General features: G+C 73.7%; 20 protein-coding genes. 10 read left to right on the top strand and 10 right to left on the bottom strand.

Annotation, left to right across the window (positions count from 1 at the left end; genetic code table 11):
• Positions 1-26 precede the first annotated feature (26 nt).
• Entirely contained in the window at positions 27-707 is a 681-nt protein-coding gene (locus AB0I06_RS18325; protein ID WP_363119844.1) for a maleylpyruvate isomerase family mycothiol-dependent enzyme, read from the top strand.
• Positions 708-822: 115 nt separating this feature from the next.
• On the top strand, positions 823-1,515 hold the full coding sequence (locus AB0I06_RS18320; RefSeq protein WP_363119843.1) for a copper homeostasis protein CutC: 693 nt from the start codon (positions 823-825) through the stop codon (positions 1,513-1,515).
• A gap of 130 nt (positions 1,516-1,645) precedes the next feature.
• Here the strand turns inward: AB0I06_RS18320 and AB0I06_RS18315 are convergent, their stop codons facing one another.
• A complete protein-coding gene (locus AB0I06_RS18315; RefSeq protein ID WP_363119842.1) occupies positions 1,646-3,688 on the bottom strand; it encodes a UvrD-helicase domain-containing protein in 2,043 nt (680 codons plus the stop codon).
• Positions 3,689-3,957: 269 nt separating this feature from the next.
• On the opposite strand from AB0I06_RS18315, the gene AB0I06_RS18310 reads away from it, so the two are divergent.
• Complete coding sequence (locus AB0I06_RS18310; protein ID WP_363119841.1) at positions 3,958-4,149, top strand: hypothetical protein; 192 nt, start codon at positions 3,958-3,960, stop codon at positions 4,147-4,149.
• Between the two features lie 15 nt (positions 4,150-4,164).
• Here the strand turns inward: AB0I06_RS18310 and AB0I06_RS18305 are convergent, their stop codons facing one another.
• The gene (locus AB0I06_RS18305; RefSeq protein WP_363119840.1) at positions 4,165-5,808 is read right to left on the bottom strand and encodes a DNA repair helicase XPB; all 1,644 of its coding nucleotides are present in this window, start codon (positions 5,806-5,808) and stop codon (positions 4,165-4,167) included.
• 190 nt (positions 5,809-5,998) lie between these two features.
• Here AB0I06_RS18305 and istB point away from each other — a divergent pair, with 190 nt between their 5' ends.
• Complete coding sequence (istB, locus tag AB0I06_RS18300) at positions 5,999-7,327, top strand: IS21-like element helper ATPase IstB (protein ID WP_363119839.1); 1,329 nt, start codon at positions 5,999-6,001, stop codon at positions 7,325-7,327.
• On the opposite strand, the gene AB0I06_RS18295 is transcribed toward istB, so the two are convergent.
• The 3 genes from AB0I06_RS18295 to AB0I06_RS18285 form a co-directional block, all read right to left on the bottom strand.
• Positions 7,305-7,493, bottom strand: coding sequence for a hypothetical protein (locus AB0I06_RS18295; protein WP_363119838.1), 189 nt, complete (start codon positions 7,491-7,493; stop codon positions 7,305-7,307). The genes istB and AB0I06_RS18295 overlap by 23 nt on opposite strands.
• A 91-nt stretch (positions 7,494-7,584) precedes the next feature.
• Positions 7,585-7,716 (bottom strand): hypothetical protein, encoded by a 132-nt coding sequence (locus tag AB0I06_RS18290; RefSeq protein WP_267886819.1) that lies wholly within the window; start codon positions 7,714-7,716, stop codon positions 7,585-7,587.
• 169 nt (positions 7,717-7,885) lie between these two features.
• Positions 7,886-10,423 carry a helicase C-terminal domain-containing protein gene (locus AB0I06_RS18285; RefSeq protein ID WP_363119837.1) on the bottom strand — a complete coding sequence of 846 codons (2,538 nt, stop codon included), beginning with the start codon at positions 10,421-10,423 and terminating at the stop codon, positions 7,886-7,888.
• A 152-nt stretch (positions 10,424-10,575) separates the two neighbouring features.
• Here AB0I06_RS18285 and AB0I06_RS18280 point away from each other — a divergent pair, with 152 nt between their 5' ends.
• On the top strand, positions 10,576-11,586 hold the full coding sequence (locus tag AB0I06_RS18280; protein ID WP_363119836.1) for a hypothetical protein: 1,011 nt from the start codon (positions 10,576-10,578) through the stop codon (positions 11,584-11,586).
• A gap of 52 nt (positions 11,587-11,638) precedes the next feature.
• On the top strand, positions 11,639-12,271 hold the full coding sequence (locus AB0I06_RS18275; protein WP_363119835.1) for a haloacid dehalogenase-like hydrolase: 633 nt from the start codon (positions 11,639-11,641) through the stop codon (positions 12,269-12,271).
• Here AB0I06_RS18275 and AB0I06_RS18270 read toward each other — a convergent pair.
• Positions 12,250-12,498 (bottom strand): hypothetical protein, encoded by a 249-nt coding sequence (locus AB0I06_RS18270; protein ID WP_363119834.1) that lies wholly within the window; start codon positions 12,496-12,498, stop codon positions 12,250-12,252. The genes AB0I06_RS18275 and AB0I06_RS18270 overlap by 22 nt on opposite strands.
• Before the next feature lie 164 nt (positions 12,499-12,662).
• On the opposite strand from AB0I06_RS18270, the gene AB0I06_RS18265 reads away from it, so the two are divergent.
• Positions 12,663-13,046: a cold-shock protein gene (locus tag AB0I06_RS18265; protein WP_010035896.1), complete on the top strand. Its 384-nt coding sequence runs from the start codon at positions 12,663-12,665 to the stop codon at positions 13,044-13,046.
• 2 nt (positions 13,047-13,048) lie between these two features.
• Here the strand turns inward: AB0I06_RS18265 and AB0I06_RS18260 are convergent, their stop codons facing one another.
• The 4 genes from AB0I06_RS18260 to AB0I06_RS18245 all read right to left on the bottom strand — a co-directional run bounded on the left by AB0I06_RS18260 (position 13,049) and on the right by AB0I06_RS18245 (position 16,550).
• Positions 13,049-13,897: a 1,4-dihydroxy-6-naphthoate synthase gene (locus AB0I06_RS18260; protein WP_363119833.1), complete on the bottom strand. Its 849-nt coding sequence runs from the start codon at positions 13,895-13,897 to the stop codon at positions 13,049-13,051.
• Positions 13,887-14,597 (bottom strand): futalosine hydrolase, encoded by a 711-nt coding sequence (locus AB0I06_RS18255; protein WP_363119832.1) that lies wholly within the window; start codon positions 14,595-14,597, stop codon positions 13,887-13,889. The genes AB0I06_RS18260 and AB0I06_RS18255 overlap by 11 nt, the downstream gene beginning before the upstream one ends.
• Complete coding sequence (locus tag AB0I06_RS18250) at positions 14,567-15,040, bottom strand: DUF2771 domain-containing protein (protein WP_363119831.1); 474 nt, start codon at positions 15,038-15,040, stop codon at positions 14,567-14,569. The genes AB0I06_RS18255 and AB0I06_RS18250 overlap by 31 nt, the downstream gene beginning before the upstream one ends.
• A 76-nt stretch (positions 15,041-15,116) precedes the next feature.
• Positions 15,117-16,550: an MFS transporter gene (locus tag AB0I06_RS18245; RefSeq protein ID WP_363119830.1), complete on the bottom strand. Its 1,434-nt coding sequence runs from the start codon at positions 16,548-16,550 to the stop codon at positions 15,117-15,119.
• Between the two features lie 271 nt (positions 16,551-16,821).
• On the opposite strand from AB0I06_RS18245, the gene AB0I06_RS18240 reads away from it, so the two are divergent.
• The 3 genes from AB0I06_RS18240 to AB0I06_RS18230 all read left to right on the top strand — a co-directional run bounded on the left by AB0I06_RS18240 (position 16,822) and on the right by AB0I06_RS18230 (position 22,068).
• Positions 16,822-17,748: a DUF3027 domain-containing protein gene (locus AB0I06_RS18240; protein WP_363119829.1), complete on the top strand. Its 927-nt coding sequence runs from the start codon at positions 16,822-16,824 to the stop codon at positions 17,746-17,748.
• Between the two features lie 124 nt (positions 17,749-17,872).
• Positions 17,873-21,031 carry a molecular chaperone Hsp90 gene (locus AB0I06_RS18235; RefSeq protein ID WP_363119828.1) on the top strand — a complete coding sequence of 1,053 codons (3,159 nt, stop codon included), beginning with the start codon at positions 17,873-17,875 and terminating at the stop codon, positions 21,029-21,031.
• 170 nt (positions 21,032-21,201) lie between these two features.
• Positions 21,202-22,068, top strand: coding sequence for a calcium-binding protein (locus AB0I06_RS18230; protein WP_363119827.1), 867 nt, complete (start codon positions 21,202-21,204; stop codon positions 22,066-22,068).
• Positions 22,069-22,280: the final 212 nt, after the last annotated feature.

The following is a 22,280-nucleotide window of genomic DNA, read 5'->3' as shown; positions in this document are numbered from 1 at the left end:
CGGGGCCGTGCACCTAGCGTGGGGGCATGACGACTCCTGCTGATGTGCATGACGTACGGGACCCCGAGCAGCCCGGGCGGCTGCTGACGATCGAGCGTGACGCGCTGATCCCGCTGCTGCGCGGCCGGGCCGGGGAGGACTTCGCGCGGCCCGTGGCCGCGTGTCCGGGCTGGACGGTGCGGGACGTGCTGGCGCACTGCTCCGCCGCGCTGACACGGGTGGCGGAGGGCCGGTTCGAGGAGGGCGTGTTCTCGCCCGAGTCCAACGACCGGGACATCGCCGAGCGGGCCGGCTGGAGCGACGCCCGGGTCGTCGACGAGCTGGAGCGGGGGATGAGCGAGGCCGGGGCCGTGATCGCCGGGGCCGGCGGGAAGCTGGACGGTCTCGCCCTGGGGGAGTGGGTGCACGCCGGTGACGTCCGCGAGGCTCTCGGTGAGCCGGGGGCGTACGGCGGGGCCGGGCTGCCGGACGCCCTCGCGCTGCTCGCCCGGATCACCCGCGAGCGGGGGCACGTGCCGCTGCACGCCGATCTCGACGACCTGGACGAGCCCCTGCGGCTGGGGGAGAGCGGCGGGGAGCGGCCCCCGGGCCGGTTCATCGGGGACGCGCCGACCCTCGTACGGCTGTACACGGGGCGGCCGGTCGACGACGCGGCGGCGTTCGAGCTGGCCGGGGTGGAGGCCAAGGAGCTGAACATCTTCGGCTGAGGCGCGGCCGGGGGCTTGGGGCCCGGCGGGAGTGGGCAGCGTAGTCTTGATTGGACTAGACCTGTCGCAACCGTCAGGCGTCCGTACGCCGACGCCGTGCCGTCGAAGGGGCCCCATGAGCAAGCGTGCAGTCCTGGAGGTGATCGCCCTCGGCGTCGAGGACGCGGTCGCCGCCCAGGCGGGAGGCGCGGACCGCCTCGAGCTGGTCACCGACATGGCGGCCGACGGACTCACCCCGTCGGCCGCCACCGTCGCCGGCATCCGCCGGGCGGTCGACCTCTCCCTGCGGGTGATGCTGCGGCTCGCCGACGGGTTCGCCGCGGGCGACGTCGACCGGCTGGTGCGGGTGGCCGGACAGCTGCGGGAGGCCGGGGCCGAGGAGTTCGTGCTGGGGTTCCTCGACGCCGGGGGCGTGGTCGATCTGGCGGCCGTGGAGCGGGTGGTGGCGGTCCTGGACGGCTGCCCCTGGACCTTCCACCGGGCCATCGACCGGGCCGCGGACCGGGACGCCCTGCGCAAGCAGCTGGACGGGATGCCGGGCTTGGACACGTACCTGACGGCCGGGGCTTCGGGCGGGGTCGACGAGGGACTGCCCGTGCTGCTCGCGGAGGCCGGACGGGCCGGGGAACCGGGGTACGCACAGCGGTTGCTGGTGGGGGGTGGGCTGCGCCTGGAGCACGTGCCGGTGCTGCTCAAGGCCGGGGTCGACGGCTTTCACATCGGCGGGGCGGCCCGCCCGGGAGGCTGGGACGAGCCGGTGTCCGCCGCGGCGGTGGCGGAGTGGCGGGCGGTGCTGGACGGGTCATGAGGGATGCCCGGCGCGGAGGCTGGGGCCGGGTGGGTCCGCAGCCCGGCGGAGCGGGGTGCCGCCCCGCACACCCGCCGCGCCCACCCGCCGCGCCCACCCGTGCCACCCCGGGCGGCACACATGCCCGGGGCTAAGCGGCCAATTGCGGCGGCAGCGGGGCCGTGTGGGTCACCGTCAGGCCCGACACCGCTCGCGTGAGCGCCACGTACAGGCGGCGCAGGCCGGTCCGTTCGTCCGGCTCGCCGTCGACCACCGCCCGAGGTTCGTCCAGGACGACGTAGTCGTACTCCAGGCCCTTGGCCAAGGACGCCGGGACCAGGGTCAGCCGGGTGTCCTGGGTGGTTTCCTCACCGGGGCCGAGGCAGGGGATTCCGGCCTCCTCCAGCGCCTCGGCAAGTTCCGGGACGCGGGCGTCCGCCGCGATCAGGCCCGTCGAGCCCTCGTGGCGCAGCAGGTCGCGGCAGGCCTCGACGACGTCCTTCGCGCCGCAGACCGGCCGCACCTCGAAGTGGCCCGGGTTCTCGCGGATCGACTCCACCGGGGTGAGGCCCGGGGCGATGTGCGGGAGCAGGCGGGAGGCGTAGGCGATGACGTCCGTGGGGACGCGGAAACCGGCCGTCAGCTCCTCCACCAGCGCCTCCGGCTTGCCCAGGTGGGTCAGTGCCTCCTGCCAGCTGCGCGTCGCCCACGGCGTCGTGCCCTGCGCCAGGTCGCCGAGGACGGTGGCGCTGCCGGTCGTGCAGCGGCGGCCGACCGCCCGGTACTGCATGGGGGAGAGGTCCTGCGCCTCGTCCAGGACGACATGCCCGAGGGAGTGCGTGCGCTGGATCAGGTCGGTGGCCTCGTCGATCAGGACGGCGTCCGCCGCCGACCACTTGGCCGACTTCACGCTCCGCGCCGGCTTCGCCCGGAGGATCGCCTTCTGCTCGTCCTCGTCGAGGATCCCCTCGGCGTGCACCGCGAGGAACTCCGCGTCCGACAGCAGCCGCAGCACCAGCTTCGCCGGGTCGACCGCCGGCCAGATGGCCTTCACCGCCGCCTTGACCGCGCTGTTGCGGGCCACCGCGTCCTGCACCCGGTCGTCCGGCGCCTCACCCGAGCGCTCCATCTGCACCAGCACGGCGTGCGCGATGCGCTGCGGCAGGGCCTCGCGGGCGGCGCCGTAGCGGATCTCGCGGTCGAGCAACTCGCGGACGAGCTCCTCCAGTTCGTACGCCGGGATCCGCCAGCGGCGGGAACCGCGCACGACCACGACCGGCTCGGTGGGCAGGGTGACGTGCGCGTAGAGGGCCCGGCGCAGCACCTGCGCCAGCCGGGCGTCGCCCTTGACGACGGCGGCCCGCGCGTCGTCCGTGCCCTTGATCTCGACATGGGCGACCAGGTCGTCGACGGTCGCCTGCTGCACGGTCAACTCACCGAGTGCGGGCAGGACTTGCTCGATGTAGTGCAGGAAGGAGCGGTTCGGCCCGATGACCAGGGTGCCGGTGCGGGCGAGGCGCTCGCGGTGGGCGTAGAGGAGGTAGGCGACCCGGTGCAGGCCGACGGCGGTCTTCCCGGTGCCCGGGCCTCCCTGCACGCAGACCGTGCCCGCGAGACCGGACCGGACGATCTCGTCCTGCTCCGGCTGGATCGTCGCGACGATGTCCCGCATCGGGCCGACGCGCGGCCGTTCGATCTCCTGCTGGAGCAGCTTGCTGGTGCGGGCCGCCTCGCCGGGGTCCGACAGGTGCTCGTCCTCGTACGCCGTGATGTCGCCGCGGGTGTAGCCGAAGCGGCGGCGCAGCGCGACGTCCATCGGGTCCTTCTTGGAGGCCCGGTAGAACGGCTGCGAGACGGGTGCGCGCCAGTCGATGACCATGGGGTCGCCGTCGTGGTCGTGCACGTGCCGCCGCCCGATGTAGAAGCGTTCCCCCCGCGCCCCCTCGGCCTGCTCGCCCCCCGGCGCGTGCAGGTAGTCGAGCCGGCCGAAGAACAGCGGGGTGTCGCTGAGGTCGGCCAGGGACTTGACGCGCTCCTCGATCTGGCGGGCCAGCACCTCGGCGTTGACCCAGTTCGCGGTGACGTCGGTGATGTCGAGGGCCTCGACGTCCTCGCGCATGGCACGCAGGGCCGAACGGGACGCGGAAAGGTGGGAGCGCTCACGGGAGAGCGGATCGTCGACGTGCGTGGACAAGGGGGTGCCTCCGGAGGGACCTGCTGAGCAGTGGCGATGAGGTGCCGGCCGGTTTCCGTCCGGTCGGCGGCGCTCCGTGAGGGAGGCGGGCACGAGCGGTAGATCTTAGAGGAGCCGGGCCACCGTCCGCGAACGGTTTTTCCGCCCCCTAGGGGACGGGCCCCCTCCTCCTCGGGGGAAGCGGTCGGCCCAGCGGCGTACCCGCAGGGCCGTGAGGTTCGGTCCCGAGACCGACGCGGGCCTTATGGACCGAAACGCACCATGGAGACATGAGCGCAGCAACCATCCACCCCGCCCCGGCACCGGGCCGTCCGCCCGGCGCCACCGCCGTGGCGGGCAGCCACCGTCACCGCCTCGGCGATGCCCTGCGCGCCGTCAAGGTCTTCGCGGGCGCCGCCTTCGACGTGATCGTCCTCGGCCAGTACGGAGAGGAGGTCGGCGTGGTCCGCCGCCCCCGGTGAGCGGACCCGCGGGTCTCAGCTCTCCGCCAGCAGCTCGTCCGCGTCCATGATCCGGTACGCGTAGCCCTGCTCCGCCAGGAAGCGCTGGCGGTGGGCGGCGAAGTCCTGGTCGATGGTGTCCCGGGCGACCACGGAGTAGAAGTGCGCCTGGTGGCCGTCCGCCTTGGGCCGCAGCACCCGGCCGAGACGCTGCGCCTCCTCCTGCCGGGAGCCGAAGGTGCCCGAGACCTGGATGGCGACCGTCGCCTCCGGCAGGTCGATCGAGAAGTTCGCGACCTTGGACACCACGAGCACGCTGATCTCGCCCTCGCGGAAGGCGTCGAAGAGCTTCTCCCGCTGCGCGTTGGACGTCTCGCCCTTGATCACGGGCGCCCCGAGGTGCTCGCCCAGTTCGTCGAGCTGGTCGATGTACTGGCCGATGACGAGGATCTGCTGCCCGGCGAAGCGCCGGACGATCGCCTCCGTGACCTTCCGCTTGGTCGCGGTCGTCGCGCAGAAGCGGTACTTCTCCTCCGCCTCGGCCGTCGCGTACGCGAGCCGCTCGGAGTCGGTGAGGTTGACCCGGACCTCGACGCAGTCGGCGGGCGCGATGTAGCCCTGCGCCTCGATCTCCTTCCACGGCGCGTCGAACCGCTTGGGCCCGATCAGGGAGAACACGTCCGACTCCCGGCCGTCCTCACGGACCAGGGTGGCGGTCAGACCGAGCCGCCGCCGGGCCTGGAGGTCGGCGGTGAACTTGAACACCGGCGCGGGCAGCAGGTGCACCTCGTCGTAGACGATCAGCCCCCAGTCCCGCGAGTCGAACAGCTCCAGGTGCGGGTAGACGCCCTTCCGCCGGGTCGTCAGCACCTGGTACGTGGCGATCGTGACCGGCCGGATCTCCTTGCGCGTCCCGCTGTACTCGCCGATCTCCTCCTCGGTGAGCGAGGTCCGCTTCACCAGCTCGTGCTTCCACTGCCGGGCGGAGACGGTGTTGGTGACGAGGATCAGGGTGGTCGACTTCGCCTGGGCCATCGAACCGGCCCCGACCAGCGTCTTCCCGGCGCCGCAGGGCAGCACGACGACGCCCGACCCGCCGTGCCAGAAGTTCTCCACGGCCTGCTTCTGGTACGGCCGCAGCGCCCAGCCGTCCTCGGCCAGCTCGATCGGGTGCGCCTCGCCGTCGACGTACCCGGCGAGGTCCTCGGCCGGCCAGCCCAGCTTCAGCAGCGTCTGCTTGATCTGGCCGCGCTCGGAGGGGTGCACGGCGACCGTGTCCGGGTCGATGCGGGCGCCGACCAGCGGCGTGACCCGCTTCGACCTGAGGATCTCCTCCAGCACCGGACGGTCGGTGGTGGTCAGGACCAGACCGTGCGTGGGGTGCTTGGAGAGGGTGAGACGGCCGTAGCGGTCCATCGTCTCGGCGATGTCCACGAGCAGCGCGTGCGGCACCGGGTAGCGGCTGTACTTCACCAGCGCGTCGACGACCTGCTCGGCGTCGTGGCCGGCCGCGCGCGCGTTCCACAGGCCCAGCGGGGTCACGCGGTAGGTGTGGATGTGCTCCGGCGCCCGCTCCAGTTCCGCGAACGGGGCGATGACCCGACGGCAGTCGTCGGCCTGCTCGTGGTCGACTTCCAGGAGCAGGGTCTTGTCGGACTGGACGATCAGCGGACCATTCACGCGCGGCACCCTTTCTGTGGCCGGAGGGCTCGGACGGCTCGACAGCGCGACGCCTCGGCCAAACGTCCAGTGTGCCTGATCGACCGCGTCAGGTGGTGTGATCTGCGCGTCCGGTCGTACTGAATGCCTATTCATCCCAACGTGTGGTGTGAATTCAGTTTTTCCGTTCCGGCCCCGAAGAATGGCGAAGGTGCAGAACCCGACGACCACCACGCTCGGATACGCCCTGTTCGCCACCCGCTGGCTCCAGGCCCCGCTGTACTTCGGGCTCGTGGCCGCCCAGGGCGTCTACGTCTACAAGTTCTTCAAGGAGCTCTGGACCTTAATCCAGATGTGCGTGAGCGGGCACGCGACCGAGACGTACGTGATGCTCGCGGTGCTGAAGCTGGTCGACGTCGTCATGATCGCCAACCTGCTGATCATGGTGATCGTCGGCGGCTACGAGACGTTCGTCTCGCGCATCGGCCTCCAGGGCCACCGTGACCAGCCGGAATGGCTGTCGCACGTCAACTCCAACGTGCTGAAGGTCAAGCTCGCCACGGCGATCGTGGGCATCTCCTCGGTGCACCTGCTCCAGATGTTCGTGGACGTCCACCACACCTCCCACCACGCCCTGCTGTGGGGGACGGTGATCCACATGGCGTTCATCGCCTCGGCGGCGATCCTCGCCTACATGTCGGGCCCGATGGTCGCCCAGGCGGACCGCGGCCACACCGACCGCCCGCAGTCCGGGCACGCACCGGCCGGGCACGCACCCGCTGGGCACGCGCCGACCGAGCACGCGTCGACCGAGCACGTACCCACCGAGCACGTACCGGCCGGGCCCGCGCGGATCTCGGAGCAGGAGGAGAGCGACCGCGGGGACCGCCACCGCGCCCAGCCGGAAGCCGGGGCCTCGGTGGCCGCACCGGCCGTCCCCCGGCAGCCCGGCCCGGACGTCGACGCCGAGGCCCGGATCCGTGCCGCCGGCTTCCCCGCCCGCAAGCTGCTGGAGGACTTCGACCAGCGGCACCCCCGGGACTTCGACGCGGACGCCGTGGCCCGGCTCGGCAAGGCGGAGTTCGTCGCCGCCCGGCGCAACGTGGTCTTCGTCGGGCCGCCCGGCACCGGCAAGACCCATCTGGCCATCGCCCTGGGCGTCCGCGCCTGCCAGGCCGGACACCGGGTGCTGTTCGCGACGGCCGCCGAGTGGACCGCCCGGCTCTCCGGCGCCCGGGCCGCCGGACGGCTCGACGAGGAGCTCGCCGCTCTCGACGATCACCCCCTCCTGATCGTCGACGAGGTCGGCTACACACCCCTCGACGCGACGGCCGCCGGCCTGCTCTACCGGCTCGTCGCCCACCGCTACGAGCGGGCCTCGCTGATCGTGACCAGCGACCGCCCGCTCGGCCGCTGGGACGAGGTCCTCGGCCCGTCGGCCCCGGCGATGACGGACCGCCTCGCCCACCACGCCGACCTCGTACGGCTGGACGGCGACAGCTACCGGACCCGCCGGGCTACGTCAGCGTGGGCAGACTGACGTTCTGGATCAACGGGCCCTCGATGGTGACCCCCTCGGTGACCAGCGGCTCCGCGCCGACGACCGGCAGGGGCAGCGGCGGCGCGGGGGCAGCGGCGGCACCGGGCCCGAGCACCCCCACGAGCGCGGCGGCACAGACGGCGACGACGGAGAGCTTCACCTGCATGGGGGCGACGGCCTTTCACGGGTGGGGGGCGGGGCATGCCACGGGCCGGCCCGGGACACCGGAGCCGGCCCGGCGAGGGCGCGGGAGCGGATCAGATCTGCGGTGTCTCGAGGACCAGACCGGCGACGTCGATGCTCACCGCGGAGGCCGGGGTGGCGAGCCCACCGAACGTCATGAGGGCGGCGGTGGCGAGGACGGCGGCGACTCGACGGACAGCGCGCATGTGGGGGGCTTCCTTTCGGCTGAGCTCACAAGGACACCCGGTGGCTGCCCCCGCCCGCACGGCCTGATGCGGCACGCCCGGCAAGGTCGCCCGAGCGTGGGACATCCCCGGCGTGGCGTGCATGAACGCCCGCCCACACCCGAACGGGTGACACCGCCCGGACCGGCCGTCACGCGTCGTCGGCGAGCTCCGCGACCCCGGTGATCCGGTGCAGCGGATAGGTGCGGACCTCGTCCGCGGTGTGGTCGTACGCCGTGACGAAACCGCCCTCGACCCGGATCGGGGCGATCAGCCGCTGGCTCGCGGCACCCTCGGCGTTGACGTAGCCGATCCACAGGGCCTCGCCGGTGAGGACGGCGGCCTGCACGGTGGCGAGGGTCTCGGCGGCGCCGGTGCGGGGCAGCTCGCCGTCGGCCGCCGGGGCCCCGCCGGGCTTGCGCGGGGTGGTGGAGGCGAGGTCGCCGGCCCGGATGGCGCGCAGGGCCGCCGCCAGCAGGGTGTCGTCGGGGACCGGCGGGCCGTCCGGGACCGGCTCGGGAGCGGTGCGCGGCGGGGTGCGGTGGGCCAGGGCACGGGTGATCAGCACATCGCCCTCGGCGGACTCGGCCGCGGGCGCGAACCCCATCGCCCGCAGCCCTTCCAGCAGCCCGGACGGGTCGGTCCGCGCGGCCAGCACGGTCGGCGCGAGCCGCCGCAGCCCGAGCCCCGCGGCCCGTTTGTCGGCGAGGATCTCGTTGAGCACCGCGTCGTCGTCGCAGCGCACGTACGCCGAGGCCGCCCCGACCCGCAGGTGCCCGTGCCGACGGGCCACGTCGTCGATCAGGTAGGCGAGCGGCTGCGGCACCGGCGTGCGGGAGTGCGTGGTGAGGAAGGAGTGCAGGTCGGAGGAGGTCTGCCCGGCGTCTAGCGCCCGCCGCACCGAGCCGGGCGTGAACCGGTAGACGGTGGCACCGCCCTTGGACTCCACCTCCGCCAGGACGCCCAGCATGTCCGCGAGGGGCCGTTGCAGGGGCCCGGGCGCCACCGCCGTCAGGTCGGCCTGGAGCAGCACGTGGTCCAGCGGCTCGGGCAGCAGCGGCGCGAGCAGCCGGGCCGCGGCGGCGGAGGCGACGGCCTGTTCGGCCGGGCCGAGGGGAGCGAGCCGGGCGGGGCGGTGATGGTGGTGGACGGGCAGCTTGTCCCCCGGCCCCGAGGGCTCCGCTTCCGGGCCCGGCGCGGGGACGGCGGGCGCGCCGAGCAGGGCCCGGCCCTGCGCCGACAGCGCGCCCCGGCCCGTGACGCCCAGCAACTCCGCCTCCGACAGGGCCCACTCGGCGAGCCGGCCGCGCAGGTCGTCCTCGCGCCGGTCACCGCGCAGAGGCCGCTCCCAGCGCAGCCGGGCCAGCACCGACCCGGCAGCCGGGGCGGCGCCCTCCGGCAGCCCGGCCAGCAGCGCCAGCACCCGGTGCCGTACCTCGGGCGCGGCCGAGCGGTCCAGACCCGGCCCGAGCGCCGACAGGGTGCGGTCCTTCGCGTCCCGTCCGCCCACGAGACCGGCCGTGCGGGTCGCCGCGAGCCAGGCCGTGACCAGCCGCGACCAGCGCTCGGCGGCGGGCAGTTCGCGCCACTCGTCGTAGGCCGGGGTGGCCGCGTACCGCTCGTCGGCCTCGCCGTCCGAGGCGATGAGGCCCGCCGCGTAGGCCAGTTCCACCCAGAACGCGGCGACCGGCTCCGGTACGTCCAGGGCGACGGCGGTCCGTTTCAGGTCCCGCACGCTCAGTCCACCGGCGCGCAGCACCGCCGGCCCGCCCTCGTCCCAGTCCTTCAGCAGTTCCTCGACGGTCGCGAGCGCGGTGTACGCCTGTCCGGCCGCGGCGCTGTCCACAACCTGTGGACGATGAACGGCCGCCGCCTCGACCAACGGCGGCACCGGCTCGGGCGTCCGGTGCGCCAGGCCCCGCCGCAGGTGCAGGGCGACCTCGCGCGGCAGGACGACCGTCCCGGGCGCCGTCGGCAGCAGCAGCCCGCGGTCCAGCAGCCAGCGCAGCCGAGGCGCCGGATCGGCCGTGACCTGCCCGTACGGCGGCCCCCACACCAGGCGTTCCAGCACCTCGAGGGAGTCGGCCGGGGCCCCGTCGAGCAGCGCGGCCATCCGGGCCCGGTCCCCGAACAGTCCGGCCAGGGCGCTCACCGCGGACACCGAGTCGTGGGTGGAGGGCAGTCCGGCGGCCGTGACGATCGCCTGGATCCGCCCCGGGGACATCCCGGCGGTGGCCTCCTGGACCGTCGGGCCGAGGCCGGTCGGCGAGGGGTGCTGCGGGGAGGGGGCCAGCAGCTCACGCGCCGTGCGGACCAGGCGCAGCCGGTCGTCGCCGCCCCACACCAGGGCCTGCTCGCGCAGCAGGTCCACGGCGTGCGGCAGGGCCGTGACGACGGCCGGGTCGGGGTCGTCCCCGGCCATCAGGCCGAGCAGTTCGCCGTAGGCCGCCGGGTCCGGTGCGACGGCCAGCGCCTCCGCCGTCTGGAGCGCGAACCGGTCCAGCCGTTCCAGGGCCCGCACCACCGAGGCGCGGGTGCCGGCGCGGGTCGCGAGCTGGGTGAGGTCGGTGGGGACGGGCGTGATGAGATCCGGGCGGCTGCGCAGGAGCGCGCCCAGCGAAGCGTCGCCCCGCGCGCGGAGCTCTTCCGCGAGGGAGCGGGGGGCCGGGGGCCTGTCCTCGGTGCTCATCCGGTCCACGGTAGCGGGTCGCCTCCCCGGGCAGGGCCGACAGCGCACGGCCCCGTCCCCGAACGCGGGACGGGGTTTTGGCCGCTGAGCGGGCACTCGCGGTACCGTCGTGCGACGGCGTCACGCAACGCACCCGCCCCGGAGGGGACTTCGTGGGGATTGAGAGCGACCAGGTCGTTTACGAGTATCTGAGCCGCGTCGGTGACGTGGCCCAGCAGCGGCAGTTGTCGTCGGCCACCCGGATGCGCCTGGTCGCGGATCTGCGCAACGAGATCGACAAGCGCCGGGCGAAGGCCACCGTCGACTCGCCCGCCGCCGTCCGCCGCATCCTCTCCCGCCTGGGCAGCCCCGACGACGTGGTGACCGCGGCGGCGGGCGGCACGCCCGGCGAGCCGTACGGCGCCGCGCCCGCCCCCGTCCAGCCCGCCTCCGTCCCGGTGCAGCGCGACGCGGAGCCGCAGGAGCGGGCCAGGGGCGTCAGGCGCCGCGTCGTACCGCGTCCCCGTCCGGCACGGCGGGCCGAGGAGTCGCACCCAGCGCCCTCCGACGGCCCGGCCCCGCCGCATCTGGCCGCCGGGCACGAGCTCGGCGACAGCGCGGTCCGGCCCGACTGGTGGCGGGTGGACAGCGGCCCCTTCGGTGTGGGCGACGAGGTGCCGGGGTTCGTCGGTGGTGTGGAGCTGCCCGACCTGCTGAAGCCGCCGGCGCCGCGCAAGCCGGAGGCGGAGAAGCCGGCCGCCGCCGAACCGGTCCCGGTCGAGGCGGCCGAGGTGGCCGAGGTGACCGGGAAGGGCAGCCGCCGCCGTCTCCCGCGTCTTCCCGCCGGGAACTGGAGCAACCCGCTCCTTCTGGCCGCCGCCGCACTCCTCGTCGCCGGTGCCGTGCTCGGCAACTGGTTCGTCCTGCTGCTCGGCTGGCTCATCGCCTACGCGTCCCGCCGCCTGAGCCAGGCCGAGACGAAGTGGGCGGTCGTGATCCTGCCGGGCCTGTCCGCAGCGGGCGGTCTGGTGTGGCTGTGGGGCCGGATGAACGGCCGCTGGGGCACCCCGATCGCCGAGGGCCAGCTGAACGCCGCGGTGGCGCAGACCTGGCCGTGGGTGGTGCGGGCGGCGGCGGTGGCGTCGGCGCTGTTCCTGGTGTGGCGTTCACAGCGTTCGCGCTAGACCGTCAGCGGCGGGTGTCCGCCGGTCACACCGGCTGGGCACAATGGCCCATATGGCCTTCACGACCCCGCCCGCGCCCACCGTCGGCTTCGACCTCGACATGACCCTCATCGACTCCCGCCCCGGCATCCGCGCCTGCTACCGGGCGCTGTCCGAGCGGACGGGGACGTACGTCGACGCCGACCTGGCGGTGACGCGGCTCGGGCCGCCGCTGGCCGAGGAGCTGATCAACTGGTTCCCCGCCGAGGAGGTCGCGGCCGTGGCGGACCTGTACCGGGAGATGTACCCGGCGATCGCCATCGCCGCGACCCCGGCGATGACGGGCGCCCGGGAGGCCATCGCGGCCGTACGGGAGGCCGGTGGACGCGCGATCGTCGTCACCGCCAAGTACGAGCCCAACGCCAAACTGCACCTGGCCCACCTCGGCATCGAGCCCGACGCCGTCATCGGCGACCTGTGGGCCGAGCAGAAGGCCGAGGCCCTGCGCGAGCACGAGGCGGGCGTCTACGTCGGCGACCACGTCGGGGACGTGCGCGGCGCCCGGGCCGCCGGGGCGCTGTCGGTCGCGGTGGCCACCGGGCCCTGCCCCGCGCAGGAACTGCGTCGAGCGGGCGCCGACGTCGTCCTCGCCGACCTGACCGAATTCCCGGGGTGGCTTTCGGACTACCGTCCCGCGCGCGCCTGACGCCGGCCCGCCGCCACGGAACGCAGCACTCCCGCTCCGGCCATCAGGAATCCGACCGCCATGAGCATGCTCAATCCGAACATGTACGTCGGAAAGGGCTCCGTTCCGAGCAGCAACGGGGCGACCGTGACCAGTGTGGCCAGGGCGCCGATGAAGAACACGAGGGCTCCGGCACGGACCAGGCGGTCACCGGGAGCGGCGGAATTCGTTTGGGTTTTGTCACGCACCCGACCAGGGTAGTTCCCAGCGCGGAGGAACAACCGGGTGACGTCTTGTCACCGGCTGCAAGAGCATTAGCCTGGGTACCGGCGGGTCCGTACGACCCGCCCGAGTGCTATCAAGAGCCGTTTCCAGAAGCAGTTTTCCGACGAGTACGAGGACGAGGACAGACGTGCCTACCGGCAAAGTCAAGTGGTTCAACAGCGAGAAGGGCTTCGGCTTTCTCTCCCGCGACGACGGCGGTGACGTCTTCGTCCATTCCTCGGTCCTCCCCGCCGGAGTCGAGACACTCAAGCCGGGTCAGCGCGTGGAGTTCGGTGTCGTCGCCGGACAGCGCGGCGACCAGGCGCTGTCCCTGACGATCCTGGACCCCACCCCGTCCGTCGCCGCCGCGACCCGCAAGAAGCCGGACGAGCTGGCGTCCATCGTGCAGGATCTGACGACTCTCCTGGAGAACATCACGCCGATGCTGGAGCGGGGCCGCTACCCCGAGAAGACCGCGGGCAAGAAGATCGCCGGCCTGCTGCGCGCGGTCGCCGACCAGCTGGACGTCTGAGCTCAGGGAAAACGCAGCGCGTCGGGGCCGAGGGGCGGCAGGAGCCCCTCGGCGGCGGCGCGGGTCAGCAGGCCGCGTACGGCCGCGTACCCGTCCTCGCCGAGGTCGGCGGTGAACTCGTTGACGTACAGCCCGATGTGCTGGTCGGCGACGGCCGGGTCCATCTCCTGGGCGTGTTCCATGACGTAGGGCCGGGAGGCCTCGGGGTCGTCCCAGGCGGCGCGCACCGACGTCCGGATGGAGTCGGCCAGCAGCCGCAGCCTCTGCTCGCCCAGCGACCGCTTGGCGATGATCGCGCCCAGCGGGATCGGCAGCCCGGTGGTGCTCTCCCAGTGCTCGCCCATGTCGGCGAGCCGGTGCAGCCCGTAGTCGCGGTAGGTGAAGCGCGCCTCGTGGATCACGAGTCCCGCGTCGACCTTCCCGTCCCGCACGGCCGGCATGATCTCGTGGAACGGCATGACGACGATCTCGCCGACGTGGCCCTCCAGGGTGTCCGCGGCCCACAGCCGGAACAGCAGATAGGCGGTCGACTTCTCGCTGGGCACCGCGACGGTCCGCCCGGTCAGGTCGAGGCCCGCCTCGCGCGTCAGCACCAGCGGCCCGCAGCCCCGGCCCAGCGCGCCCCCGCAGGGCAGCAGGGCGTAGTCGTCGAGGACGTGGGGCAGCACCGCGTACGACACCTTCAGCACGTCGAACTCGCCGCGCTCGGCCATGCCGTTGGTGAGGTCGATGTCGGCGAAGGTCACGTCGAGGGCGGGCGCCCCGGGGACGCGGCCGTGGGCGAGGGCGTCGAAGACGAACGTGTCGTTCGGGCAGGGCGAGTACGCGATCTGCAACTGCTCAACTGTCATACCGGTTCCAACTCTCCAGTACGGGCGCGAGCTTCCCGAACCCCTCGGTCAGGGCGGCCAGGGCGTCCGGGATGCGCCAGGCGGCACGGTCCCTCGGCCCGACGGGGTTGGAGATCGCCCGGACCTCCAGCACGGGTACCCCGTGCGCGGCGGCGGCCTCGGCGACGCCGAAACCCTCCATCGCCTCGGCGAGGGCACCGGGGTGCCGTTCCCGCAGCGCGGCGGCCCTGGCGGCCGTGCCGGTCACGGTCGACACGGTGAGCACGGACCCGGTCCGTGCCCCGGTGGCGCCGGCGGCCCGCCGGACGAGGTCCGCGGGCGGCTGATGGCGGACGGTCCCGAAGCCGAGCTCCGTGACCGGTACGAACCCGTCCTCGGTCTCGGCCCCCAGATCGGCCGCGACGATCTCGTCGGCGACCACGAGCGACCCGACGGCCGCCTCGGGCTGGAACCCGCCGCCGATCCCGGCGGACACCACGAGGGCGTAGGGCTCGTCCTTCAGGGCGGCGGTGGTGAGGGCGGTGGCGGTGGCGGTGGCCGCCAGAGCGGGCCCGACCCCGACCGTGATCACCTCGATGCCGCTGTCGCCGGGAAAGCCCCGCGCCACCGCGTCCCTCTCCACGGGGACAGCGGTGGCGACGAGTACCCGGCCGAGCCCGGCGGCAGCGATCAGACGTCCTTCTTCAGCTTGAAGTTCCACAGGCCGGACGGGTCCTTGTCGCCCTCCTTGATGGACACCAGCGTCGAGTTGCCCTGCGCGCCGTACTGGGCGTTGAAGAACACGCTGCCCGGAATGGTGCGGTAGGTCTTCTTGCTGGAGTCGGTCAGCGGCTGACCGTTCATCAGGATCGTCCAGCCCTTGTCGGCGACCTCGGGGTCGACACCGAAGCGCACGGTCTCGTCGGGGTCGACGGAGATGCTCTTGATGCCCTTGTTCTTCAGGCACTGGCTGAGATCGGACGGCTTCAGGGTGTCGCCCTCGCCGCCGCAGGTGGCCTCGGTGTTCACCGAGTCGCTGCCCACGGTGACCGTGGCCATCGGCGTCGGCTTGTTACAGGCCGACAGGACGAGCAGTCCGGCGGATACGACGCCGGCGACGGCGACGGCGCGGCGGCGTCGCACAACGGATTGCAACGTGTTCATGGGCGAAGGCTATCGGGCCTGCGCTCCGCACCGCCCAGGAGGGGTACGGCTCCCCCGGAGATCCATCAGAAGGGCCCTACGCGACCCGCGGCCGCCCGGGGCTGCCGCGCCGGGCCGAGTCGATCAGCCCCCGTACGGTCGCCAGCCACCCGGCGCCCACGATCGCGGCGCCCACCGCCAGCCCGGCCGTGCCGTTGAGCGGCATGACGATGCCCACCGCCCCGCCCAGCACCCAGCTCATCTGCAACAGCGTCTCGGAGCGGGCGAAGGCCGACGTGCGGACGAGTTCGGGCACGTCACGCTGGATCAGCGCGTCCAGGGACAGCTTGGCCAGGGCCTGGGCGAACCCGGCGATCGCGGCCAGAGAGGCCACCAGGACCGCGCCGAAGAACACCGCGGCCGTGATCGCCGCGCCCGCCACACCCGCCACGACCGTCACGATGATGATCTCCGGGGCCCGGGAGCGCAGCCACGCCCCGACGGCCGTGCCGAGCGCGTTGCCCACGCCCGCCGACACGCCCACGATCCCCAGGGACACGGCGGCGCTCTGGCCGGAGACCGGGTGCTCGCGCAGCAGGAACGCCAGGAAGAAGATCAGGAACCCGGTCAGGCAGCGGATGGCGGCGTTGGCCGCCAGGGCGTGGGTGACGGCCGGGCCGACCGTGCGCAGCCCCGGCCGCTTGACCGGCTGCCGGTGCGGTCCGTGCAGGTGCTGCTCGTCCGACGCCAGCAGGGCGCGGTCCTCGCCCTTGGCGGAGTCGACCTTCGGCGGCAGCGTGAACGACAGGATCGTCCCCGCCACGAAGAGCACGAAGGCACCGTAGAGGGGCCAGCGCGGCCCGATCTGCTGGAGTCCGGCGCCGATGGGCGCGGCGACGCCGGTGGCGAGGAGGCCGCCGAGCGTGACCCTCGAGTTGGCTTTGACCAGGGAGAAGCGTGGTGGCAGCAGCCGGGGCACGACGGCGCTTCTGACCACGCCGTAGGCCTTGGAGGAGACGAGGACGCCGAGTGCGGCCGGGTACAGCTCCAGGCCGCCGCTGACGACCGCGCCGGACAGGACGAGCGCGAGCAGCGCCCGGGCCAGCATCGCCCCGGCCATCGCGGCGCGCCGGCCGTGCGGGAGACGGTCGAGCAGGGGGCCGATGACGGGTGCGAGGAGGGTGAAGGGCGCCATGGTGATGGCGAGGTACAGGGCGACGCGGCCGCGGGCCTCGTCGGTGGGCACGGAGAAGAACACCGTGGAGGCCAGCGCGACGGTGATCATGACGTCGCCGGCGCCGTTCACCCCGTGCAGTTCGATCAGCTTGCCGAGGCCGGACTCGCCGGCGCCGTGCGCGTGGGTGGCCTTGCGGATGCCGCGGGCGGGGCCGGTCACCGGGAAGTGCAGGGCACGGCCGATCGCGCGGAAGGGGCCGCCCACACGGCCCGGTCCGTTCGGTCGGCTGTTTCCCTTGACCCCTTTCGACCCACCGGTCCCGGTGGCGCCCGGGGGTGTCTTCGCGGCTGCCACGACGTCATAGTGCCCCGATAAGGCCGTGGGTAGTGCCATTACCGCTTGTATAGGGCCTGTGGGGTGACGGTGCGGGGCGGCGGGCCCGTGGTCCGGTGGAGGACGCAAGGGGACCGTCGGTGTACGCGAAGTGGGGCGGAAGGGTAGCGTGCGTATCTCAGCCATCCCGCAAAATGGATGAAGGACGTCGACGCGGTCCCCCGGTCCGCTCCGTCCGCCCCCGCGCCGGGAGTGGCGCACCCGCGACGGCGTATGGAGAGAAGCGATACCTGTGAGCGCAGCGACAACGCGAAGCCGCACCCCTGACCGCCTGTGCGCCGAGGCCGTCGACCTCGCCCGTGCCGCAGCCGAGGAGGCCGCCGCGCCGGGAATCGTCGGGGAACACGTGGGACTGGTCTCCGAGGGGGACCGCGTGGTGACCCACTTCTTCGAGTGCCGCGAGCTCGGCTACCGGGGCTGGCGCTGGGCCGTGACGGTGGCCCGGGCGTCCCGGGCGAAGATCGTCACGGTGGACGAGGCGGCCCTGCTGCCCGGCCCGGACGCGGTGCTGGCGCCCGAGTGGGTGCCGTGGAGCGAGCGGCTGCGCCCCGGTGACATGGGGCCGGGCGATCTGCTGCCCACCGACGCCGAGGACCTGCGCCTGGAGCCGGGCTACTCCGGCGAGGACGAGCCGGCGCCGGCGTCCCCCGTGTCGCACGAGATGGCCGACCTGGTGGAGGCGGAGGACGCGGACCTCACCGCCGGTTCCCCCTCCGGCTTCACGTCCGTCCCCCTGCGCGGTTCGATCCCGGCGGTCGCCGAGGAACTGGGCATGCGGCGGGCCCGAGTGCTGTCCCGCTACGGCCTGCACAGTGCCGCCGACCGCTGGGAGGAGGCGTTCGGCCCCAAGACGCCCATGGCTCAGGCGGCCCCCGCGGCCTGCGTCAGCTGCGGCTTCCTCGTCCCCATCGGCGGTTCCCTCGGCCAGGCCTTCGGTGCCTGCGCCAACGAGTTCTCCCCGGCCGACGGCCGGCTGGTCTCCCTCGCCTACGGCTGCGGCGGCCACTCCGAGGCCGCGGTCATGCCCCGGCCGCCCCAGCCGGCCGCCCCGGTCATCGACGAGACCCGGGTCGACCCCTTCCCGCTGCGCCCGTCCTCGGACTCGGGCTCGGTGACGCCGACGGCGGACGCCGACACGGAGGACCTGGGGCACTCGTAGCGGCCGGGTGCACACAGGTCCCGCACATCACCGCCCGCCGGGGCCACCCGCGCCGGACGGGCGCACGCCGTCCGCTTCCCAGGCGGTACCTTCTCCTCACGTCCACGAGGAGAAGGAACGGAACGTGAGCAGCAAGTTCGTGCGGCCCGCCGCCGAGGGGGCCGATCCGTTCGGTACCGCCCGACTGCGGCGCGGTGTTCTCGACGCCTGGGCCACCAGCCCCGCCCGGTTCCGTGAGGACGCCAACGCCGAGGAGGACCTGGTCCTCGGCGGCTACCGGGACCGGCTCGTCGTGGAACTCGCCCAGAACGCGGCCGACGCGGCGGCCCGGGCCGGGACGCCCGGCCGGTTGCGGCTCACGCTGCGCGACGGGGTGCTGGTCGCCGCCAACACCGGTGCCCCGCTGGACGCGACCGGCGTCGAGTCGCTGTCCACCCTGCGGGCGTCGGCCAAGCGGGACTCGGGCGACACGTCCTCGGTGGGACGGTTCGGCGTCGGGTTCGCCGCCGTCCTGGCCGTCACCGACGAGCCCGCCGTCGTCGGCCGGCACGGCGGTGTGCGGTGGTCGCTCGCCGAGGCGAGGGCACTGGCCGCCGAGACCGCCCGGCACAGCCCCGGCCTCGGCGACGAGGTCCGGCGGCGGGACGGGCACGTGCCGCTGCTGCGGCTGCCGTACGCCGCCGAGGGCACCGCCCCCGCGCCGTACGACACCGCCGTCATCCTGCCGCTGCGGGACGCGGCCGCCGCCGATCTCGCCGAGCGGCTGCTGCGGGCCGTCGACGACGCCCTGCTGCTCACCCTCCCCGGCCTCCAGGAGCTGGTCGTCGAGATCGGCGGGGAGAGCCCGCGGACCCTCACCCGCCGCACCGACGGGCCCTTCACCGTCGTCGACGACTCCGCCGAGGGCGTCACCCACTGGCGCACCGCCGCCGCGCACGGCCCCCTCACCCCCGACCTCCTCGCGGACCGGCCGGTCGAGGAACGGCTGCGGCCGCACTGGTCCGTCACCTGGGCCGTGCCCGTCGACAGCGACGGCAGCCCGGCCCGGCCCCGCACCAGCCCGGTGGTGCACGCGCCCACCCCCAGCGAGGAGCCGCTGGGGGTGCCTGCCCTGCTCATCGCCTCGTTCCCGCTGGACTCCACCCGCCGGCACGCGGCCCCCGGCCCGCTGACCGACTTCCTGGTCCAGCGCGCGGCCGACGCCTACGCCGAACTCCTCGGCGACTGGCGGCCCGTCACGTCCGGGATCATCGACCTCGTGCCCGGCCCGCTCGGCAAGGGCGAACTGGACGGCGCCCTGCGCCGGGCGATCCTGGACCGGCTGCCGCGGACCTCCTTCCTGCCGCCCGCCCTCCCTCCCCGCGAGGGGGACGACCTGCCCGAGTCCTTGCGGCCCCGGGACGCCGAGGTCGTCGAGGGCGCGGGCGCGGACACCGTGCGGGTGCTCGCCGAGGTGCTGCCCACCCTGCTGCCGGCCGGTCTCGAGCGCCGCGCCGAGCTGCGGACCCTGGGGGTCGCCCGGGTCCCGCTGACCGACGCGATCGACCGGCTGGCCGGACTGGAGAAGGAACCCGGCTGGTGGCGGCGGCTCTACGACAGCCTGGCCGGGGTCGACCCGGAGCGGCTGTCGGGGCTGCCGGTGCCGCTTGCCGGGGGCACCTCCCAGGCTTTCGGCACCGGGGGAGCGCGGACGACCATCGGGCCCCGGCAGGTTCTGCTGCCCGGCGCGGACACCGCCCGGATCGACCCCGAGGTGCTGGCCCGGCTCGGTCTGAAGGTCGCCCATCCGGACGCCGCCCACCCGATCCTGGAGAAGCTCGGCGCGCTGCCCGCGACACCCCGGGCCGTCCTCACCACCCCGCAGGTGCGGGCGGCCGTCGCCGCGTCCCTGGACGACGAGGGCGGCGTGAACTGGGAGGAGGACGTCCTCGACGCCGACGAACTGGCCGACACCGTGCTCGCCCTGGTGCGGGACGCCGGCCTCGAGCCCGGTGACGAGCCCTGGCTCGGCGCGCTCGCCCTGCCCGACGAGGACGGCGAACCGGCCCCGGCCTGCGAACTGGTTTACCCCGGCGGCCCCTTCGCCCAGGTCATGCGCGAGGGCGAACTCGCCTTCGTGGACGCCGAACTGGCCGTCAAGTGGGGCGAGCAGCCGCTGGCCGCCTGCGGGGTCCTGGTGGACTTCGCGGTCGTCCGCGCCACCGACGTCGTCCTCGACCCGGACGAACTGGAGCCCCGCGAGGGCGACTTCGCCGAGCCGGACGACGCGGGTCTGCTGGACGCCGTCGACGTGTGGTGCGAGGACGTCCTCGACCGCTTCCCGGACAGCCCGGTGCCGCCGGTCGCCACCGAGATCGTCGCCGTACGGGATCTGGACCTGGTCGACGAGGACAAGTGGGGGCAGGCGCTCGCGCTGTTGTCCCGGCCGCCGCTCAGGGACGCGATCGTGCAGCCCGTGCGGATCCTGCTGCCGGACGGGACCCACGAGGTCGTCCGGCCCTACACCGCCTGGTGGCTGCGCGGGAACCCGGTGCTCGACGGCCGCCGCCCGGCCGGACTGCGCTCCGCCGGGGGCGACCCGCTGCTGCGCGGCCTGTACGACGAGGCCGACGCGACCGGGTTCGAGGACGAGCAGGTGCTGCGGGCGCTGGGCGTGCGGACGTCCGTCGCCGCGCTGCTGGACGAGCCCGGGGGCGCCGCCGAACTGCTCGACCGGCTCGCCGACCCCGGGCGAGAGGTGACGGGTGCTCAGCTGCACGCGCTGTACGGGGCGCTGGCGGATCTGGACCCCGAGCAGGTGACCCTGCCGGACGACCTGCGAGCGGTCGTCGACGGCCGGGTGCGGGTCGTGGACGCGGCGGACGCCGTGGTGTGCGACTCGCCCGACCTGCTGCCGTTCACCGAGGGCGTGCCGCTGCTGCCGGTACGGCCGTCACGCGCCGCCGAACTGGCCGAACTGTTCCAGGTGCGGCGCCTGAGCGAGTCCGTGACCGGGCAGGTCACCTCCGAGGGCACCGAGCACGACGTACCGGAGCCCGTGCGGGTGCTGCTCGGCGGGCGGACCCCGTCCTCCTATGTCGAGCACGACGAACTCGTCGTCGACGGCGTGGAGATCGACTGGCGGCTCACCGACGACGGCGTGCTGCACGCGGCCACGCTGGAAGGGGTCGCGGCGGGGCTCGCCTGGGCGGCGGGGCAGTGGCCGCGCAGGTTCGAGGTGGCGGCGCTGCTGGAAGACCCGTCCCGCACCGAGGAGTTGGCTCGGGACCGCTGGTTCGACTGATCCGGTGAGGTGTACGACCGCTGGTGAAAACTCCCGCACATTTTTTTCACTTGTCGTACAACCATGCGCACTGCTGGGCTATCTGATCACGTGAGTCAACAGACTCCACGATCACTTGGGCCCCGAGAGCCGACGACGAGCGCCGGGGCCCCTCTCCACCTGGAGAACGCATGCGTATCCGAGCCACCGTGGCCGCCGTCACCGGCGCCCTGGCCCTTTCCGCCCTCGCCGTGCCCGCCGCGCAGGCGCAGGACCACATGCCGAGCCTCGCCTCGCTGGTCCCGACCACCTCGAAGGCCACGCCGTTCACCGCCGCCACCCCCGCGGACGAGACGGTCGGCGACACCAAGATCACCGGCGTCACCGTCAACGGCGGCAAGAACATCGTGGTCGGCACGACCGTCAAGAAGTCCTTCACCGTCTCCGTGACGGCCACCGACCCGACGGGCATCTACGACGCCTACCCGGTCCTGTGGCACGGTTCGGACCCGGACAACGCCGACGGCGCCATCGCCCCGGACAACCTGGACGACGAGCAGGTCGGCAGCTGCTCGCACTCCAGCGCCACCACCGCGACCTGCAAGGTCACGCTCGTGGCCGACCCGCAGACGAACATCTACGCCAACCTGCTGGCCGGCACCTGGAAGGTGTGGGTCGGCGCCGCCGGCAACGACGGCGACTACGTCATCCGCGACGCCTACAAGACGACCAAGGTCCAGCGCGCCTCCAAGCTGACGGTCAACGCCTCGCCCGAGCCGGTGACCAAGGGCAAGACCATCACCGTCACCGGCAAGCTCTCCCGCGCCAACTGGGACGACCTCCAGTACCACGGCTACACCGGCCAGTCGGTCAAGCTCCAGTTCCGCAAGAAGAGCGCCAGCACCTACACCACGGTGAAGACCATCACGTCCAACTCCACGGGCGAGCTGAAGACCACCGTCAAGGCCTCGGCGGACGGCTACTTCCGCTACTCCTTCGCGGGCACCACGACCACCCCGGCCATCAACGCCACGGGTGACTTCGTCGACGTGCGGTAACACCGCCCGCAGCGAGCGTCCACGCGAGCACACCGCCGGTTCCGGAGCCATGCCGGGGCCGGCGGCGCCGTCTGTACGCCGGGCATATGCCAAGCGTTCGTCAAACGTTGCGGATGGGACGGCAAAACCAGGGCCGCGCCCTACAACCCCGGGCGCGGCTCGTGGATCTGATCGCGTGAGTCAACAGACTCCGCGATCACTTCTCCCCCTGG

Source organism: Streptomyces sp. NPDC050674 (assembly GCF_040654575.1).
Classification (GTDB): domain Bacteria; phylum Actinomycetota; class Actinomycetes; order Streptomycetales; family Streptomycetaceae; genus Streptomyces.
This window is presented reverse-complemented; position numbering and strand designations above follow the sequence as displayed.

Coding starts and splice junctions, on each gene's coding strand:
- AB0I06_RS18285 (WP_363119837.1), bottom strand. CDS start 10,423: ATGAGCACCGAGGACAGGCCCCCGGCCCCCCGCTCCCTCGCGGAAGAG.
- AB0I06_RS18275 (WP_363119835.1), top strand. CDS start 11,639: ATGGCCTTCACGACCCCGCCCGCGCCCACCGTCGGCTTCGACCTCGAC.
- AB0I06_RS18290 (WP_267886819.1), bottom strand. CDS start 7,716: ATGCGCGCTGTCCGTCGAGTCGCCGCCGTCCTCGCCACCGCCGCCCTC.
- AB0I06_RS18295 (WP_363119838.1), bottom strand. CDS start 7,493: ATGCAGGTGAAGCTCTCCGTCGTCGCCGTCTGTGCCGCCGCGCTCGTG.
- AB0I06_RS18320 (WP_363119843.1), top strand. CDS start 823: ATGAGCAAGCGTGCAGTCCTGGAGGTGATCGCCCTCGGCGTCGAGGAC.
- AB0I06_RS18260 (WP_363119833.1), bottom strand. CDS start 13,897: ATGACAGTTGAGCAGTTGCAGATCGCGTACTCGCCCTGCCCGAACGAC.
- AB0I06_RS18325 (WP_363119844.1), top strand. CDS start 27: ATGACGACTCCTGCTGATGTGCATGACGTACGGGACCCCGAGCAGCCC.
- AB0I06_RS18250 (WP_363119831.1), bottom strand. CDS start 15,040: ATGAACACGTTGCAATCCGTTGTGCGACGCCGCCGCGCCGTCGCCGTC.
- AB0I06_RS18310 (WP_363119841.1), top strand. CDS start 3,958: ATGAGCGCAGCAACCATCCACCCCGCCCCGGCACCGGGCCGTCCGCCC.
- AB0I06_RS18230 (WP_363119827.1), top strand. CDS start 21,202: ATGCGTATCCGAGCCACCGTGGCCGCCGTCACCGGCGCCCTGGCCCTT.